General features: G+C 70.9%; 12 protein-coding genes. 4 read left to right on the top strand and 8 right to left on the bottom strand.

Going from position 1 to position 16,916, the window contains the following annotated elements; genetic code table 11:
* Window positions 1–62: 62 nt before the first annotated feature.
* From RKD20_RS30015 to RKD20_RS30005, 3 genes are all read left to right on the top strand, one after another.
* On the top strand, window positions 63–1,499 hold the full coding sequence (locus RKD20_RS30015) for a xylulokinase (protein ID WP_424880425.1): 1,437 nt from the start codon (window positions 63–65) through the stop codon (window positions 1,497–1,499).
* Window positions 1,500–1,668: 169 nt separating this feature from the next.
* Entirely contained in the window at window positions 1,669–3,402 is a 1,734-nt protein-coding gene (locus tag RKD20_RS30010) for an ABC transporter ATP-binding protein (RefSeq protein WP_424880424.1), read from the top strand.
* Window positions 3,402–5,330, top strand: a complete 1,929-nt coding sequence (locus RKD20_RS30005) for an ABC transporter ATP-binding protein (protein ID WP_424880423.1) — start codon at window positions 3,402–3,404, stop codon at window positions 5,328–5,330. Before RKD20_RS30010 ends, RKD20_RS30005 begins: the two co-directional genes overlap by 1 nt.
* A gap of 32 nt (window positions 5,331–5,362) precedes the next feature.
* Here RKD20_RS30005 and RKD20_RS30000 read toward each other — a convergent pair whose 3' ends face one another.
* The 5 genes from RKD20_RS30000 to RKD20_RS29980 form a co-directional block, all read right to left on the bottom strand.
* Window positions 5,363–6,652, bottom strand: coding sequence for an RNA polymerase sigma factor (locus tag RKD20_RS30000; protein WP_424880422.1), 1,290 nt, complete (start codon window positions 6,650–6,652; stop codon window positions 5,363–5,365).
* Window positions 6,653–6,753: 101 nt separating this feature from the next.
* Window positions 6,754–8,658: a DNA primase gene (gene dnaG / locus RKD20_RS29995; protein ID WP_424880421.1), complete on the bottom strand. Its 1,905-nt coding sequence runs from the start codon at window positions 8,656–8,658 to the stop codon at window positions 6,754–6,756.
* Window positions 8,659–8,687: 29 nt separating this feature from the next.
* Window positions 8,688–9,953, bottom strand: a complete 1,266-nt coding sequence (locus RKD20_RS29990) for an NAD(P)/FAD-dependent oxidoreductase (protein ID WP_424880420.1) — start codon at window positions 9,951–9,953, stop codon at window positions 8,688–8,690.
* A gap of 155 nt (window positions 9,954–10,108) precedes the next feature.
* Window positions 10,109–11,350 (bottom strand): deoxyguanosinetriphosphate triphosphohydrolase, encoded by a 1,242-nt coding sequence (locus RKD20_RS29985; RefSeq protein WP_424880419.1) that lies wholly within the window; start codon window positions 11,348–11,350, stop codon window positions 10,109–10,111.
* Between the two features lie 55 nt (window positions 11,351–11,405).
* Entirely contained in the window at window positions 11,406–12,218 is an 813-nt protein-coding gene (locus RKD20_RS29980) for a sirohydrochlorin chelatase (RefSeq protein WP_424880418.1), read from the bottom strand.
* Window positions 12,219–12,429: 211 nt separating this feature from the next.
* On the opposite strand from RKD20_RS29980, the gene RKD20_RS29975 reads away from it, so the two are divergent.
* Window positions 12,430–13,125 (top strand): SanA/YdcF family protein, encoded by a 696-nt coding sequence (locus RKD20_RS29975; protein ID WP_424880417.1) that lies wholly within the window; start codon window positions 12,430–12,432, stop codon window positions 13,123–13,125.
* Window positions 13,126–13,182: 57 nt separating this feature from the next.
* Here RKD20_RS29975 and RKD20_RS29970 read toward each other — a convergent pair whose 3' ends face one another.
* Genes RKD20_RS29970 through RKD20_RS29960 form a run of 3 tightly spaced genes read right to left on the bottom strand, consistent with a single transcriptional unit; the run spans window position 13,183 to window position 16,742 of the window.
* Window positions 13,183–13,950: an enoyl-CoA hydratase-related protein gene (locus tag RKD20_RS29970; protein ID WP_424880416.1), complete on the bottom strand. Its 768-nt coding sequence runs from the start codon at window positions 13,948–13,950 to the stop codon at window positions 13,183–13,185.
* A gap of 12 nt (window positions 13,951–13,962) precedes the next feature.
* Window positions 13,963–15,210: a hypothetical protein gene (locus RKD20_RS29965; protein WP_424880415.1), complete on the bottom strand. Its 1,248-nt coding sequence runs from the start codon at window positions 15,208–15,210 to the stop codon at window positions 13,963–13,965.
* Window positions 15,207–16,742: an amino acid adenylation domain-containing protein gene (locus RKD20_RS29960; RefSeq protein WP_424880414.1), complete on the bottom strand. Its 1,536-nt coding sequence runs from the start codon at window positions 16,740–16,742 to the stop codon at window positions 15,207–15,209. Before RKD20_RS29960 ends, RKD20_RS29965 begins: the two co-directional genes overlap by 4 nt.
* Window positions 16,743–16,916 lie beyond the last annotated feature (174 nt).

Raw genomic sequence — 16,916 nt, 5'->3', positions numbered from 1 at the left:
CCGGTCCCGCGCCCGCGCGACTGGGCGCACCGTTGCGACGCTACGCCCATAGAATTTCCGCCATGGGGATAGTCGCCGGGTTGGACAGCTCGCCCGAATTCACTCGCATCGTCGTCTGCGACGCCGACAGCGGTGCCGTGCTCAAACAGGGGTACGCGCCCCACCCGGTCGAGGGCCGTCCATCCGACGTCGACCCCCAGGCGTGGCTCCTCTCCCTCGGCGAAGCCGCCGGTGGCGGTCTCCTGGAGGGCGTACAGGCCATCGGCGTGTCCTCGCAGCAGAACGCCGTCGTGCCCCTCGACGCCCAGGGCAACACCGTGCGCCCCGCCATGGTCGGCGGCGACAAGCGCGCGCAGGTCGCCGCGGCCGACCTCGTCGACGCGCTCGGCGGGCGCGAGGCGTGGGCGCAGGCGGTGGGGTGTGTGCCGCAGGCCGCGCAGCCCGTGACCAAGCTGCGCTGGCTGAACAAGACCGAACCCGACGCCGCGCTGCGCACCGCCGTTCTCCTCCAGGCGCACGACTGGCTGGTGTGGCAGCTGCTCGGCAGGCCGGTGAGACGGACCACCGACCGCGGTGGCGCCTCCGGCACCGGCTACTGGTCCGCCGCGACCGGCGCCTACCGCGCCGACCTCGTGGAGCTGGCCCTCGGCCACCAGGCGATGCTGCCCGAGGTGATCGGCCCGGCGGACGCGGCCGGTACGACCCCGGAGGGGCTGCTGATCTCCGCGGGCACCGGCGAGACCATGGCCGCCGCCTTCGGCCTCGGGATCGGGCTCGGGGACGCCGTCGTGTCGCTGGGCGCGTCCGGGTCCGTGATGGCCGTGCACCACGAGGCGCTCGTCGACAACACCGGGATGATCACCTCCCTGGCCGACGCGACCGGCATGCACCTGCCCGTCGTCACCACCCTGAACGCCGTACGGACCCTGCGCGGGGCCGCCGAGATGCTCGGCCTCGGCGATCTGGAGAGCCTGTCGGACCTGGCCATGAAGTCGACACCGGGCGCCCACGGGCTCGTACTGCTGCCGTATCTGGAAGGCGAGCGGACGCCGAACCTGCCGCACACGGCGGGGACCCTCACCGGGCTCAGGCGGGAGTCGATGAAGCCGGAGCACCTGGCGCGGGCCGCGTTCGAGGGGATGCTGTGCGGGCTCGCCGACGCGCTCGACGTGCTGCGCGGCCGGGGGGTCGAGGTGCGACGGGTCTTCCTGCTGGGGGCCGCCGCCGAGCTGTCCGCCGTACAGGCCGCCGCGCCCGCGCTGTTCGGCGCGCAGGTCGTCGTGCCGCAGCCGGCGGACTACGCGGCGATCGGTGCCGCCCGGCAGGCGGCGTGGGCGCTCGGGGTGTCGCAGGGCACCCTCGACCCGCGCACCCCGCCGATGTGGCAGGGCCCGGCCGGACAGGTCCTGGAGCCGGGCGAGGAGCTGGCGGTGGGGCAGGCGGTGCGGCAGCAGTACGTGTCGGTGCGGGAGCAGACGTATCCCGGCGCGTTCCGCTAGACAAGGATCCGGAAGGTAAGACACCGGTATGAACGCACCCTACGGCGACCCGCAAGGCTGCACGGAGCACTGCTCTCGGCTTAATCGGTTGAGGTAACGCGGGTGGAGTGTCCGACGATAGGGGCCAGGGGCAACCACTCGCCCCGTCGCCGACTCCGAGAGACGTAGCGTGCTCATACGACTTCTGCGGACCTATCTCAGGCCCTACAAGAAACCCATCGCCCTCCTGGTGCTGCTGCAGTTCCTCCAGACCTGCGCCACCCTCTACCTGCCCACGCTCAACGCGGACATCATCGACAACGGTGTCGTGAACGGCGACACCGGCTACATCCTGAGCTTCGGCGCTCTGATGATCGGCATCTCGCTGGCGCAGGTGGTGTGCAACATCGGGGCCGTGTTCTACGGCGCCCGGACCGCCGCCGCGCTCGGCCGGGACATGCGGACGGCGGTCTTCGACCGGGTGCAGTCGTTCTCGGCGCGCGAGGTGGGCCACTTCGGTGCGCCCACGCTGATCACCCGTACCACCAATGACGTGCAGCAGGTCCAGATGCTGGCCCTGATGACGTTCACCCTGCTGGTGTCGGCGCCCATCATGTGTGTCGGCGGCATCGTGCTGGCGCTCGGTCTGGACGTGCCGCTGTCCGCGGTGCTGGTGGCCGTGGTGCCGACGCTGGGCATCTGCGTGACGTTGATCGTACGGCGGCTGCGGCCGCTGTTCCGGTCCATGCAGGTGCGCCTCGACACCGTGAACCGGGTGCTGCGCGAGCAGATCAGCGGCAACCGGGTCATCCGGGCGTTCGTTCGGGACGAGTACGAGGAGGGGCGCTTCCGGAAGGCGAACACCGACCTGACGGAGATCTCCCTCAAGACCGGCAACCTGCTCGCGCTGATGTTCCCCGTGGTCATGACGACGGTGAACCTGTCGTCGATCGCGGTGGTGTGGTTCGGTGCCCACCGGATCGACAGCGGCGGCATGCAGATCGGCGATCTGACCGCGTTCCTCGCCTATCTGATGCAGATCGTCATGTCCGTGATGATGGCCACCTTCATGTTCATGATGGTGCCGCGCGCGGAGGTGTGCGCCGAGCGCATCCAGGAGGTCCTGGACACCTCGTCGAGCGTGGTCCCGCCGACGGCGCCCGTCACCGAGCTTCGGCGGCACGGGCATCTGGAGTTGCGCGGTGCGGGCTTCCGCTACCCGGGCGCGGAGGAGCCGGTGCTCAAGGCGATCGACCTGGTGGCCCGGCCCGGCGAGGTGACCGCCGTGATCGGCTCTACCGGCAGCGGCAAGTCCACCCTGCTGGGGCTCGTCCCCCGGCTGTTCGACGCGACCGACGGCGAGGTGCTCGTCGACGGCACCGAGGTGTCGACCATCGATCCGAAACTGCTGGCCAAGACCGTCGGACTCGTGCCGCAGAAGCCGTATCTCTTCGCGGGCACGGTCGCCACGAACCTGCGCTACGGCAATCCGGACGCCACGGACGAGGAGCTGTGGCACGCGCTGCAGGTGGCGCAGGCCAAGGACTTCGTCGAGCGGCTGGAGAACGGGCTCGACTCCCCCATCGCCCAGGGCGGCACCAACGTCTCCGGCGGTCAGCGGCAGCGGCTCGCCATCGCGCGCACGCTCGTGCAGCGGCCGGAGATCTACCTCTTCGACGACTCCTTCTCCGCCCTCGACTACGCGACCGACGCGGCCCTGCGCGCGGCGCTCGCCGAGGAGACCGCGGAGGCGACCGTCGTGATCGTCGCCCAGCGGGTGGCCACCATCCGCGACGCCGACCGGATCGTCGTCCTCGACGAGGGCCGGGTCGTCGGCACCGGCACCCACCGCGCGCTGATGGCGGACAACGAGACCTACCGGGAGATCGTGCTCTCCCAGCTCACGGAAGCGGAGGCTGCCTGATGGCCGGGCCCATGGGGCGCATGATGGCGGGCGGCGGTCCCGAGACCCGGTCGATCGACTTCAAGGTGTCCGGCAGGCGGCTGCTCGCCCAGTTCAAACCGGAGCGGCTCACCCTCTACGCGATGCTGTGCTGCGTCGTGGTGAGCGTCGGCCTCAACGTGGCCGGGCCGAAGATCCTCGGCGAGGCCACCGACCTGGTCTTCGCGGGCATCATCGGCCGGCAGATGCCCGCCGGCGCCAGCAAGGAGGAGGTCCTCGCGGGGATGCGGGAGCGCGGCGAGGGTCAGGTCGCCGACATGCTCCGCAGCACCGACTTCACCCCCGGCGAGGGCATCGACTTCACCGCCGTGGGGCATGTCCTGCTCTTCGCGGTCGGGGTGTTCCTCGTCGCGGGACTGCTGATGGCGGTCGCGACGCGGCTGGTCAACCGGACCGTCAACCGCACGATGTTCCGGATGCGCGAGGACGTGCAGACGAAGATGTCGCGGCTGCCGCTGTCGTACTTCGACAAGCGCCAGCGCGGCGAGGTCCTGTCCCGCGCCACGAACGACATCGACAACATCGGCCAGACCCTCCAGCAGTCGATGGGCCAGCTGATCAACTCGCTGCTCACCATCATCGGGGTGCTCGCGATGATGTTCTGGGTGTCCTGGCTGCTGGCCCTGGTCGCGCTGGTCACCGTGCCGCTGTCGTTCGTCGTCGCCACGCGCGTGGGCAAGCGCTCGCAGCCGCACTTCGTGCAGCAGTGGCGCTCCACCGGCAAGCTCAACGCCCACATCGAGGAGATGTACACCGGGCACACCCTGGTGAAGGTGTTCGGCCGCCAGGACGAGTCGGCCGCGCAGTTCGCCGAGCAGAACGAGGCGCTGTACGAGGCCGGGTTCAAGGCGCAGTTCAACAGCGGGGTCATGCAGCCGCTGATGATGTTCGTCTCGAACCTCAACTACGTGCTGGTGGCGGTCGTGGGCGGGCTGCGGGTCGCGACCGGTTCCCTGTCCATCGGTGACGTGCAGGCCTTCATCCAGTACTCCCGGCAGTTCTCGATGCCGCTGACACAGGTCGCGTCGATGGCGAACCTCGTGCAGTCGGGTGTCGCCTCGGCCGAGCGGATCTTCGAACTCCTCGACGCGGAGGAGCAGGAGGCCGACCCGGTCCCGAGCGCGAAGCCGGAGGAACTGCGCGGGCGGGTCGCCCTGGAGCACGTCTCCTTCCGCTACGACCCCGACAAGCCGCTCATCGAGGACCTCTCCCTGAAGGTCGAACCCGGGCACACGGTCGCGATCGTCGGCCCGACGGGAGCCGGGAAGACCACCCTGGTCAACCTGCTCATGCGGTTCTACGAGGTCTCGGGCGGCCGGATCACCCTCGACGGCGTGGACATCTCGACGATGTCCCGGGACGACCTGCGCGCCGGGATCGGCATGGTCCTCCAGGACACCTGGCTGTTCGGCGGCACGATCGCGGAGAACATCGCGTACGGCGCCGCACGCGAGGTCACCCCGGGCGAGATCGAGGAGGCGGCCCGGGCGGCCCACGCGGACCGGTTCATCCGCACCCTGCCCGAGGGCTACGACACCGTGATCGACGACGAGGGCAGCGGGGTGAGCGCGGGCGAGAAGCAGCTCATCACCATCGCCCGGGCGTTCCTGTCGGACCCGGTGATCCTGGTCCTCGACGAGGCGACGAGTTCGGTGGACACCCGTACCGAGGTCCTGATCCAGAAGGCGATGGCCAAACTGGCGCACGGCCGCACCTCGTTCGTCATCGCGCACCGTCTGTCGACGATCCGGGACGCGGACACGATCCTCGTCATGGAGAACGGATCGATCGTCGAACAGGGCACGCACACGGACCTGTTGGAGGCCGACGGGGCGTACGCGCGCCTGTACAAGGCGCAGTTCGCGCAGGCGGTGGCGGAAGTGGACTAGCGGGAAGGGGTCGTCGGGAAACGACCCCTTCCTCAGTCCAGGTATCCCCTCAACTGGTCCGCGAAGGCATGGTCGCGCAGCTTGTTGAGCGTCTTCGACTCGATCTGGCGAATCCGTTCCCGTGTGACGCCGAAGATGCGGCCGATCTCCTCCAGCGTGCGGGCCCGGCCGTCGGCCAGTCCGTACCGGAGTTGGACCACCTTGCGTTCACGCTCGCCCAGGGTGGACAGCACCGCTTCCAGGTGCTCCCTGAGCAGCAGGAAGGCCGCCGACTCGACCGGAGAGGCCGCGTCGCCGTCCTCGATGAGGTCGCCGAGGGCGACGTCGTCCTCCTCGCCCACCGGGGCATGCAGGGACACCGGTTCCTGGGCCAGGCGCAGGACCTCGCTGACGCGTTCCGGGGCGAGGTCGAGGTGGGCCGCGACCTCTTCCGGGGTCGGTTCGTAGCCGCGTTCCTGGAGCATGCGGCGCTGGACGCGGACGACCCGGTTGATCAACTCGACGACGTGGACCGGGACTCGGATCGTCCGGGCCTGGTCGGCGAGGGCCCGGGACATGGCCTGGCGGATCCACCAGGTGGCGTAGGTGGAGAACTTGTAGCCGCGGGCGTAGTCGAACTTCTCGACCGCCCGGATCAGGCCCAGGTTGCCTTCCTGCACCAGGTCGAGCATGGTCAGGCCGCGGCCGACGTACCGTTTCGCGACGGACACGACGAGCCGCAGGTTCGCCTCGATGAGGCGGCGCTTGGCCATCCGGCCCAGAACGACCAGGCGGTCCAGGTCGAGCGCCAACTGGCTGTCCAGGTCGGGAGTGTTGAGCAGTTTCTCCTCGGCGAACAGGCCGGCCTCGACCCGGCGGGCGAGGTCGACCTCCTCGGCCGCGGTGAGCAGCGGGATGCGGCCGATCTCCCGCAGGTACTGGCGGAACAGGTCCGAGGACGGGCCGCCGGTGTCGACCCGGCCGCGGGGCGGCTCGGGCGGTTCGACCGGCTCGGTCTCCACGTGCTCCAGGGCTTCCGCGGGCGGGGCGTCCGGTTCCGCCTCGGGGTGGTGCGCGACACGGTTCTGCGGGGGCACCGCGACGAGGACGTCGGGCTCGGCGTCCTGCTCTGTCGTGTCGTCGGTACTGTTCTCGGTCTGTGCGAGGGTCTGGGTCTGCACGGGGGCGACCTCCAGGATGATCGCTGCCAAGGAGGGCGGCAGCGGTACTTCGGGGGCGGAGTCGGCGGCCTCGCCGCTGTCCGTCCCGTACGCGATGAGCGGAACCGCGGGGGTCTGGGACCCGCTGGGGACGGATCGGCCGCGCTCCGAGGACTCAGGCACCGGAACCCAGTGTGTAGTACGACACATCGCCGCCACGAGGGGCGTGCGGTGACTTTTTGCAATCGGGTCGTGACCGCGCAGTTACTCCGCCGTACGCGTCGCTAGAGGGCGGCGGCCCCATGCTCCCGTAGTGCCTGGCCGTACTGCTGGAGGACCCACAGTTCGTTCTGCACGGCGGCCAGGTGGGCCGGGTCGCCGCCGCTGCCGAGGCGGACCAGGGTGCCCTGGATCTCCTGGATGCGGCGGTCGACGGCGCGGCGGCGGACCGTGACCAGCTGATCGCCCGCGTAGTTCTCGTCGACCGTCTTGCGCATGATCGCCTCGACGGCCAGCTCCGTGACCATCGCGCGGACCGTGTCGTCGGGGGCGGCCTCGCGGACCCGGACGAGGTAGTCCTGGGAGTCCTGGACGCCGTACTCCGCGCCGCCCGCGTCCATGATGGCCTGGCGTACGGCCGCGTAGGGCGGAGCGGTGAACTCGTCGATGCCGTACGCGTCGAAGGCCGGGGAGACCAGCTCGGGGCGCTGGAGCGCGAGCTTGAGCAGCTCGCGCTCGGTGGCGTAGACGGGGTTGCGCAGGGTGAGGGCGGGGCCGGAGACGGCGGGTCGGTGCGCTCCGTCGTACGACGGCTGCGGGCCGCGGCCCGAGGGGGCCGGGCCCTTGCCGCCGCGGTCGCGGGCCCACCGGGCCAGCTGGGCCACCCGCTTGACCACGAATTGGGTGTCGAGGATGCCGAGCATGCCGGCGAGCTGGACGGCGACCTCGTGCTGGGCACCGCTGTTCTTGATGCGGGCGACGATCGGGGCGGCCTCGTCCAGGGCGGCGGCGCGGCCGGCGGGGGTGTCGAGGTCGTAGCGGACGACGATCTGGCGCAGCGCGAACTCGAAGAGCGGGGTGCGGGGTTCGACCAGGTCGGCGACCGCCTCGTCGCCCTTGGCCAGGCGCAGCTCGCAAGGGTCCATGCCGTCGGGGGCGATCGCGATGTAGGTCTCGGCGGCGAACTTCTGGTCGTCCTCGAAGGCGCGCAGGGCCGCCTTCTGGCCGGCCGCGTCGCCGTCGAAGGTGAAGATCACGCGGGCCGAGCCGTTGTCCATCAGCAGCCGGCGGAGGATCTTGATGTGGTCACCGCCGAAGGCCGTGCCGCAGGTCGCGATGGCGGTGGTGACGCCGGCGAGGTGGCAGGCCATGACGTCGGTGTAGCCCTCGACGACGACCGCGCGGGACGCCTTGGCGATGTCCTTCTTCGCGAGGTCGATGCCGTAGAGGACCTGGGACTTGCGGTAGATCGCCGTGTCGGGCGTGTTGAGGTACTTGGGTCCGTTGTCCGCCTCGTAGAGCTTGCGCGCGCCGAAGCCGACGACGTCTCCGCCGATGTCGCGGATGGGCCACATCAGGCGGCCGCGGAAGCGGTCGATGGGGCCGCGACGGCCCTCCTGGGCGAGACCGGAGAGCAGGATCTCCTTGTCGCTGAAGCCCTTGCCGCGCAGGAAGCGGGTGAGGTGGTCCCAGCCCTGGGGGCTGTACCCGACGGAGAAGTGCGCGGCGGCGGCCTGGTCGAAGCCGCGCTCGGCGAGGAACTGGCGGCCGGCGTCGGCCTCCGGGCTGGTGGCCAGCTGCTCCATGTACCAGTCGGCGGCGATCTTGTGGGCCTCGACCAGACGGATGCGCTCGCCGCGCTGGTGGGAGGGGTTGTAGCCGCCCTCCTCGTACCGCAGGGTGATGCCGGCCTGGGCGGCCAGGCGCTCGACCGACTCGGAGAAGGTGAGGTGGTCGACCTTCATCACGAACGTGATGGTGTCGCCGCCCTCCTGGCAGCCGAAGCAGTGGAAGAGACCCTTGCTCGGACTGACCTGGAAGGACGGCGACTTCTCGTCGTGGAAGGGGCACAGGCCCTTGAGGTTGCCACCGCCCGCGTTGCGCAGCTGGAGGTACTCGGACACGACGGCGTCGATCGGGACCGCGTCCCGTACCGCCTTCACGTCCTCGTCGTTGATCCGTCCTGCCACGCGTGAAGTCTACGGGGAGGTACTGACACCTACGGGACGAGGCTGACGAGTGGAACGTGCGGGTCCGCCAGCGCCTCCGTGTCCACCTGAGCCCCGGATCGGATCAGTGCCTGGATCGGCTCCGTGACGTCCCACACGTTGACGTTCATCCCGGCCAGCACACGGCCCTGCTTCACCCAGAAGGCGATGAACTCCCGCTTCGCGGCGTCTCCCCGGATCACCACTTCGTCGTACGAGCCCGGGGGCGCCCAGCCGCTGTACTCCATCCCCAGGTCGTACTGGTCGGAGAAGAAGTAGGGCACGCGGTCGTACGTCACCTGGCGGCCCAGCATCGCGCGCGCCGCCGCCGGGCCGCCGTTGAGGGCGTTGGCCCAGTGCTCGACCCGCAGCTGGTTGCCGAAGAGGGCGTGGTGGAAGGAGGCCACGTCGCCGGCCGCGTAGATGTCCGGGTCGGAGGTGCGCAGTTGTCCGTCCACGGCGATGCCGCCGCCGTGCGCCCGGTCCGCGAGTTCCAGCCCGGCCGCCTCCGCGAGGGCGACGCGGGGGGCCGCGCCGACCGCCGCGAGGACGTCGTGCGCGGGGTGTTCCTCGCCGTCGTCGGTGCGGGCCGCGAGGACCATGCCGTCCTGCCCGACGATCTCCGTCAGTCGCGCCCCGAAGTGGAAGCGGACGCCGTGCTCGCGGTGCAGCTCCGCGAAGACGTTGCCGAGCTCGGGGCCGAGGACCGAGTACAGCGGGGTGGACGAGGAGGCGACGACGGTGACCTCGGCGCCGTACTCCCGGGCCGCCGCCGCGACCTCCAGACCGATCCAGCCGGCGCCGGCGATCACCAGGTGGCCGTTGTCCCTGCCCAGGGCGGCCAGGACGCCCTTGAGGCGCTCGGCGTGGGCGAGGCGGCGCAGGTGGTGGACGCCCGCGAGGTCGGTCCCCGGGATGTCCAGACGGCGGGGTTCGGCGCCGGTGGCGAGCAGCAGCTTGTCGTAGCGGACGGCGGTGCCGTCCTCGCCGAAGCGGACCGTCTTCGCCGTACGGTCGATGGCGTCCACGGTCTCGCCGAGGTGCAGTTCGATGTCGTTGCGCGCGTACCAGGCGGGCTCGTGCACGAAGACGCTGTCGCGCTCCTCCTTGCCGAGGAGGTAGCCCTTGGAGAGCGGCGGGCGCTCATAGGGGTGGTCGCGTTCGTCGCAGATCAGTATCACGCGGCCGGTGAAGCCCTCCGTCCGGAGCGTCTCGGCCGCCTTCGCACCGGCGAGACCTCCTCCCACGATGACAAAAGTCTGATCCGCGTCGACCACTTGGTTCCTCCTCGTAAGCGTGCCGCCACATGGGAGCGTCCCGCACGGAGTGTGATGGGGGAAGAGGGAGTGACCCGATCAGGCCACGGAGGGTCACATTCGGACTCGTTTCATGTCACTCCCGTCTCCTCCGCACAACTTGTACCCCGCAAGCATCACAGGTGACCCGTGAGACGTGCGTGAAGCGAACGCGCGGACGCGTCGGTGAGGGACCCGATCTGGTCGACGATCACCCGCTTGCGCGCCCGGTCGTCGGGCGCCCGGTCGAACAGCGCGCGGAACTGGGGGTCGAGTCCGTCCGGGGCGCGGACGGTGAGCGCCTCGGCCAGTTCGGCGACGACGATCCGCTGGTCGGCCCGCAGCCGCTCCTGCTCGGCGCGCTGCATGACGTACCGGTCGGCGACGGCCTTGAGGACCGCGCACTCCAGGCGGGTCTCGTGCGGTACGACGAGTTCGGCGTCGTACCTCGTGAGTCTCCCGGTGCCGTAGCGCGCGCGGGTGGCGGCCTCGGCGGACAGGCAGAAGCGGCCGATGAGCTGGCTGGTGGCGTCCTTGAGGCGGGCCTGAGCGACGGCCGAGCCGTCGTAGCCGTGCGGCCACCAGGGTTCCTCCTGGAGCCGGTCCAGTGCGGCGGCGAGTTCGGCGGGGTCGGTGTCCTCGGGGACGTACCTCCCGAGAGCGACCTCGAAGACCGCCCGGCGTTCCGGTTCGGCGTGCAGGCAGCTGGGGTCGATGTGGCCCGCGTGCAGTCCGTCCTCGACGTCGTGGACCGAGTAGGCCACGTCGTCGGACCAGTCCATGACCTGGGCCTCGAAGGTGGTGCGGGTGCCCGGGGCGTCCTTGCGGATCCAGTCGAAGACGGGGCGGTCGTCCTCGTAGACGCCGAACTTCCGGGTCGCCCGGGCTCCGCGGGTCCAGGGGTACTTCGTGGCCGCGTCGAGGGTGGCCCTGGTGAGGTTCAGTCCCACCGAACCCTCTTCGGTGAAGCGCTTGGGCTCGAGTCGGGTCAGAAGCCGCAGGGACTGGGCGTTGCCCTCGAAGCCGCCGCAGTCGTCGGCGAACTCGTTGAGTGCCTGTTCGCCGTTGTGGCCGAAGGGAGGGTGGCCGAGGTCGTGGGCGAGGCAGGCGGCCTCCACCAGGTCGGGGTCGCAGCCGAGGGCCGAGCCGAGTTCCCGGCCCACCTGGGCGCATTCCAGGGAGTGGGTGAGACGGGTGCGGGGGCTGGCGTCCCACGCCTGGCTGAGGGTTCCCGGTGTGACGACCTGTGTCTTGCCGGCGAGCCTTCTGAGGGCGGCCGAGTGGAGGATGCGGGCGCGGTCGCGCTGGAAGGCGGTGCGGCCGGGGCGCTTGTCGGGTTCTGGGGCCCAGCGTTCGGTTGACTGCGGGTCGTACGGCATGTCTCGACAGTACGGGCAGCGACTGACAATTCGCCGATCCGTCTGCCGGGTGCTGTCATCCGGCGAGTGCGGGCAGTTCGTGGCTGGTCGCGCAGGTTCCCGCGCCGCTCGGGTGAGCCACCTGGTCGTAGCGGTGGATGATCAGGTCGGCCATGGCCGGGTGGGTGCCGAGCGGGGCCGCCGCCACCCACGGGGCCTTCTCCGCGCACTGCCTGGCGAACAGGCCCGGTGCCGTGAAGTACGAGGCCACCGCGATCCTGTGGCGGCCCCTTGCCGTCAGGGCCCGGATCGCCGTGTCGACCGTCGGGGTCGCCGCGGAGGCGTAGGCCGGGACCACCGGGACTCCCAGTCGGTCCGCCAGCAGCTTTGCCGTGCGGCGGGTGTCGAGTGCCGACTCCGGGTCGCGGGAGCCGGCCGCCGCCAGGACCACGGCGCTCTCCCGCCGCAGCTCCTCGTCCGTCCGTGCGGGCCAGCCCGCCTCGACCAGGCGGGCGTGGAGGGTGTCCACCAGGAGGGGGTGCGGGCCGAGCGGGGCCGCCACGCGCGTGCGTGCCGGGCAGGCCGCCGCCATTTCCGGGATGTCGCGCTTCACGTGGTAGCCGCGGGAGAGGAGGAGCGGGACCAGGACCGCCGCGGCGTCGCCGAGTTTCGCCAGCGTGTCCGGGAGCAGCGGCTCGTTGAGCTCGATGTGGCCCAGGCGCACCGGCAGGTCGGGGCGCTGCTCGCGGACCTGGTCGAGGAGTTCGTGAACCGTCTTCAGGGTGCGCGGGTCACGGCTGCCGTGGGCCACCAGGACGAGCGCGGGCGGCTCGGCGCGGCGCCTGTCGTCGAGGGAGACGAGACGGGGCTGGCTGCTGATCCGGTTCATGGATCGATGGTCGCGGCCGGAAGTTGCCTCCCCGTTTCCTGGCAATGACGCGTCCTTTCCAACGGTTCACGCGGGCGCGCAGCAGGATGTGAGGTGCCATGACCTGGCAATTCACCCTCGGGAGTGAGCCTGGTCACGCGTCGGTGGACGAACCGATCGGCCTGACGGCACGTCTCTGCTTGTCGAACAACCGACCGAGAGGGGTCGTCCGATGCGACTGCCGAGGGTACGTGGACTGCGCGGACCGCGCCTGCCACGCACGCGTGCCGGGCGGCGCAGGCTCGTGCAGGCCGTGATGGCGGGGTGTGTGCTGGCACTGCTTCCGTCGACCTGGATGTACGTCGTGACGGGCGACCGGCTGCGGACGACGGCCGACGTGCCGCGCACCGAGGTGGCCGTCGTCTTCGGTGCCGGGCTGTGGGACGGCGAGCCGTCGCCGTATCTCGCGCACCGGCTCGACGCGGCGGCGAAGCTGTACCGGGAGAACCGGATCGAGGTCGTCCTCGTCACCGGCGACAACAGCCGCGAGGACTACGACGAGCCAGACGCCATGCGCGCGTACCTGACCCGGCACGGCGTCCCGGACACCCGGATCGTCAGCGACTACGCCGGCTTCGACACCTGGGACTCCTGCGTCCGGGCCAGGAAGATCTTCGGCGTGCACCGGGCCGTGCTGATCAGTCAGGGGTTCCACATCCGGCGCGCGGTCGCCCTCTGTCAGGCGGCGGGAGTCACCTCGTACGGCGTCGGCGTCGACGCCAGGCATGACGCCACCTGGTACTACGGCGGCACCCGGGAGATCTTCGCGGCGGGCAAGGCGGTCCTGGACGCGGTGGTCCGGCCGGATCCGCGGTTCCTGGGGCCGAAGGAGCCGGGGGTCACGAACGCGCTGGCGTCGGCGCGCTGACCGAGCGGGCGGCGAGGGCCGGGGCCGGGGCGCGACGGCCCCGCCCCCGGGCACGTTTCACCGTCCGGTGAAGCGCGGGGCGCGTTTCTCCAGGAACGCGGTCATGCCCTCCTTCTGGTCGGCGGTCGCGAACAGGGCGTGGAAGACCCGGCGTTCGAAGCGGATGCCGTCACGCAGACCGGTCTCCAGGGCCTGGCGCACACACTCACGGGCCGCCCTGACCGCCGTACGCCCGTACGAGGCGATCGTCGCGGCCGCCTCCAGGGCCTCCGGCAGGACCCGGTCGTCCGGTACGACCCGGGAGACGAGGCCGCAGCGTCCCGCCTCCCGCGCGTCCATCGTGCGTCCGGTGAGGATCAGGTCCATGGCCTTGGCCCCGCCGACGAGTCGGGTCAGGCGCTGGGTGCCGCCGATGCCCGGGATCACGCCGAGCTTGATCTCCGGCTGTCCGAAGACCGCCGACTCCCCCGCGACGACGAGGTCGCACATCATCGCCAGTTCGCAACCGCCGCCCAGCGCGGGGCCGTTGACGGCGGCGATCTTCGGGGTGCGCAGGTCGGCGAACTCCTCCCACGCGGCGAAGTAGTCCTCGGCCGCCATGTCCACGGCCGACTTGCCGGCCATCTCCCTGATGTCGGCGCCCGCCGCGAAGACCCGCTCCGAACCGGTGACGACGAAGCAGCCGACCTCCTGGTCCTCGTCCAACGGGCGCAGGACCTCCAGGAGTTCGGCCAGCAGCTCGGAGCTGAGCGCGTTCAGGACGTGCGGGCGGTGCAGTCGCACGGTCACGACGCCGCCGTGCCGTTCGAGCTTCAGGTTGTTCATCGGCCTTCCCTTCTAGGAGTCCCAGATCGCGCCGTACGCGGGGATCCCCCGCCGCTCCAGACCGTGCACCACCTGCCAGGTCAGCTTCTTGTTGGAGATGCAGATGACGGCTTCGGCCCCGAACTCCCGGTAGGCCTCGTGGGCGAGGCGCACCATGTCGGGCTTGCCGTGCCGGGAGGTGTCCCAGACCAGCGCGTTCGGCTGGACGGCGAGGATCTCGTCGACGAGGTCGTCGCCGTAGGTGGCGCGGGGGTCGCGGGTCGCCCAGACCAGGCGGGAGGGGACCTCGGCGGCAAGGAGATGGGGCAGACAGGGGCCGATGCCGCTGCCGGTCGCCACGTAGACCACCTTCTTGAACAGGACCTCGATGTTGGCGACTCCGGCGGTCGTGATGCCCTTGACCCAGACCTTCGACGGCAGGTCGTCGATGAACGCCCCCGTCCAGTCCCCGGCCCGGGAGATGGTGAGCCGGAAGCCGGGTTCGCCGGGCGCGGGGACGTTGGCGAAGGAGTGCCATTCCTTCAGCGGGCTGCGGCTGATCGCCGTGGAGGAGCCCGCGAAGGGGGTCTCGCCGTGGTCGAAGCGGGCCAGCACGACGTGGGAGGAGGGGCGTTCGAGGCGTACGGGCACCTTGCGCAGCCGCAGCCAGGGCAGGGCGACGCTGAAGGTGACGACCGCGAGGACGGTCACCTCGAAGGGGCCGGGGGCGGCGAGGAGTGTGTGCGTCCAGAAGAGGGCCAGGGCCGTCCAGCCGCCGAAACGGTGGATCTTCTCGAAGTGGTCGTGCCGGCGGGACCGGAAGGGCGGCAGGGCCGTGGCGACGATGAGGGCCAGGAGGGCCAGCAGGGTCCAACCGACCGCCATGAGGGGGCGGTTGCGGGTTCCGATCGTCAGGGCCAGGAACCAGGCCGTGCCCGCCAGTGCCCCGCCCACGTGCAGGCCACCGAAGTGGTAGACCTTCCCGAGCGTCCAGCGGATCCTCAGGGGCCAGCTCGTCGGAGCCGAAGTCGCCAGCCGGAAGAGGAGGTTGACGACGTACTGCTGGCGGACGACGACGGCGAGGGCCAGGTTGACGAGCGCCGCGTGGCCCATGGTCCGTGCCGAGGGAGTCCAACTCGTGCACAGAAAGACGAGGTTGGCCGTGAAGACCAGGGCCGCCAGCCGGTTGTAGTGCATCAGGCGGGGGTGCTTGAGCAATCGGCGGGGCCCCGGGACGAGCGGGGGCAGGTCGAGTTGCCGCCGGTTGAGCGATGTGGTCATCGGACCGCTCCCTGAAGAGTCGCCCGATCGCCTTCCAGAGCCATCCGCAGCAGCGCCTCCTTGTCGACCTTGCCCCGGTCCGTCTCCGGCAGGACTGGCAGGGGCATGACACTTTCAGGGACGCAGTAGTACGGCAGCACGTCCGCGACGGCCCTCCGTGCCCGTTCGGGGTCGACGTCGGCCGGGCAGACGAAGGAGACCAGGGTGCGGGCGTCCCGTTTCAGGGTCACCGCACGGGCGCAGCCCGCCACGGACTCCAGGACCGAGGAGACCGAGTCGAGCTCGACGCGGAAACCCCGGACCTTGACCTGGTCGTCGGTGCGGCCGAGGTGTTCGAGCTCACCGTCGGGGGTCCAGCGGCCGAGATCGCGGGTGCGGAACATCCGGTGGTCGCCGCCGAGGAAGGGGTCGGGGGCATAGCGCTCGGCATTCAGCGCCGGGTTGTCCAGATAGCCCGCCGAGACGCCGTCGCCGCCCGCCCACATCTCGCCGACCGCCCCGATCGGCAGCGGGCGACGGTCGGCGTCGAGGACGTAGACCGTGTTGTTGGGGGTGGGACGGCCGATGGTCAGCAGCGGGGCCGACGGGTCGTGACGGCTCATCGTGTTGACGATGGTCGTCTCGGTCGGGCCGCAGCAGTTGTAGAAGGCGGCCCTGCGCGCCCAGCGGTCGGCGAGGGGGCGCGGGCAGGGCTCTCCGGCGACGGCGACCGTCCGCACCCGCCGGCAGAGCGCCGGGTCGATGCCGGACAGGACGGTCGGGGTGGCGATCAGGACGTCGGCCGTGCGGGCCGTCGCGGTGATGTCCCGGCCGCGGATGACGAGGGTGCCGCCGCGGGTGAGGCAGCCGAGGATCTCCCAGGCCGCCATGTCGAAGGCCACGTTGAGGAGGTGGGCCACGCGGTCGCCGGGCCGGATGCCGAGGCCGCCGGGTTCGGTGAGGAGGAGGCCCGCCACGTTGCGGTGGGTGACCTTCACGCCGTTGGGGCGGCCCGTGGTGCCGGAGGTGAACAGGACGTAGCAACCGTCGTCGGGGCGCGCGGTGGGCGGGGGCGCGGCCGGTGGCTCGTACGGCAGCGGTTCGTCGAGGGTGATCACCTGGGGAGCTGCGGGGACGCGGGCCGCGTGCTCGGCGACGGTGAGGACGATCCTGGTGCGGGCGGCCCGGACCACGTGGGCGAGCTGGGCCGGCGGTGTGAGGCCGATGTCCTGGGGGACGTAGGCGGCGCCCGCCTTCAGGATGCCGAGCAGACCGACGAGCATCGGGACGGAGCGGCGGACGAAGAGCCCGACGTGGTCGCCGGGGCGGACGCCCTCGCGGACCAGACGGGCGGCGACGGCGTCGGCGTACCGGTCGAGCTCACCGTAGGTGATCCGCGCGCCGGCGTGTTCCGCCGCCACGGCACGGGGGGTCGCGGCCGCCCGGCGCTCGATCGCGCGGTGGACGAGCGGGTCGGGGACGGGAACGGTGGGTCCGTGGCCGTAGGCCCGGAAGAGCTGCTGGTCGCGGGGGACCAAGTGGCGCAGAGACATGCTGGCGGAACCTCCTGGCTGGCTTCTCGCATCACGGTGTGCCTGGCGCCAAGCTGGATCCGCTTTCGACTCTAGTCCCGGTTTTTCAACTCTCAACGATGTGTGATCGGCCAAGCACGCGACGGAATGCGCCACATGTGGCGTCTTTCACATCGCAGGCAACTTCCGTGCCGC

This window comes from Streptomyces sp. SLBN-8D4, assembly GCF_049739545.1.
In the GTDB taxonomy this organism is placed as follows: domain Bacteria; phylum Actinomycetota; class Actinomycetes; order Streptomycetales; family Streptomycetaceae; genus Streptomyces; species Streptomyces canus_C.
The sequence above is the reverse complement of the archived record's forward strand: the minus strand, read 5'-3'. Positions and strand labels throughout refer to the sequence as shown.

Excerpts from the sequence above, each read along its gene's own strand:
- RKD20_RS29965 (WP_424880415.1), bottom strand. The coding sequence starts at position 15,210 with ATGACCACATCGCTCAACCGGCGGCAACTCGACCTGCCCCCGCTCGTC.
- RKD20_RS30005 (WP_424880423.1), top strand. The coding sequence starts at position 3,402 with ATGGCCGGGCCCATGGGGCGCATGATGGCGGGCGGCGGTCCCGAGACC.
- RKD20_RS29970 (WP_424880416.1), bottom strand. The coding sequence starts at position 13,950 with ATGAACAACCTGAAGCTCGAACGGCACGGCGGCGTCGTGACCGTGCGA.
- RKD20_RS29980 (WP_424880418.1), bottom strand. The coding sequence starts at position 12,218 with ATGAACCGGATCAGCAGCCAGCCCCGTCTCGTCTCCCTCGACGACAGG.
- RKD20_RS30015 (WP_424880425.1), top strand. The coding sequence starts at position 63 with ATGGGGATAGTCGCCGGGTTGGACAGCTCGCCCGAATTCACTCGCATC.
- RKD20_RS29985 (WP_424880419.1), bottom strand. The coding sequence starts at position 11,350 with ATGCCGTACGACCCGCAGTCAACCGAACGCTGGGCCCCAGAACCCGAC.
- RKD20_RS29975 (WP_424880417.1), top strand. The coding sequence starts at position 12,430 with ATGCGACTGCCGAGGGTACGTGGACTGCGCGGACCGCGCCTGCCACGC.
- RKD20_RS29960 (WP_424880414.1), bottom strand. The coding sequence starts at position 16,742 with ATGTCTCTGCGCCACTTGGTCCCCCGCGACCAGCAGCTCTTCCGGGCC.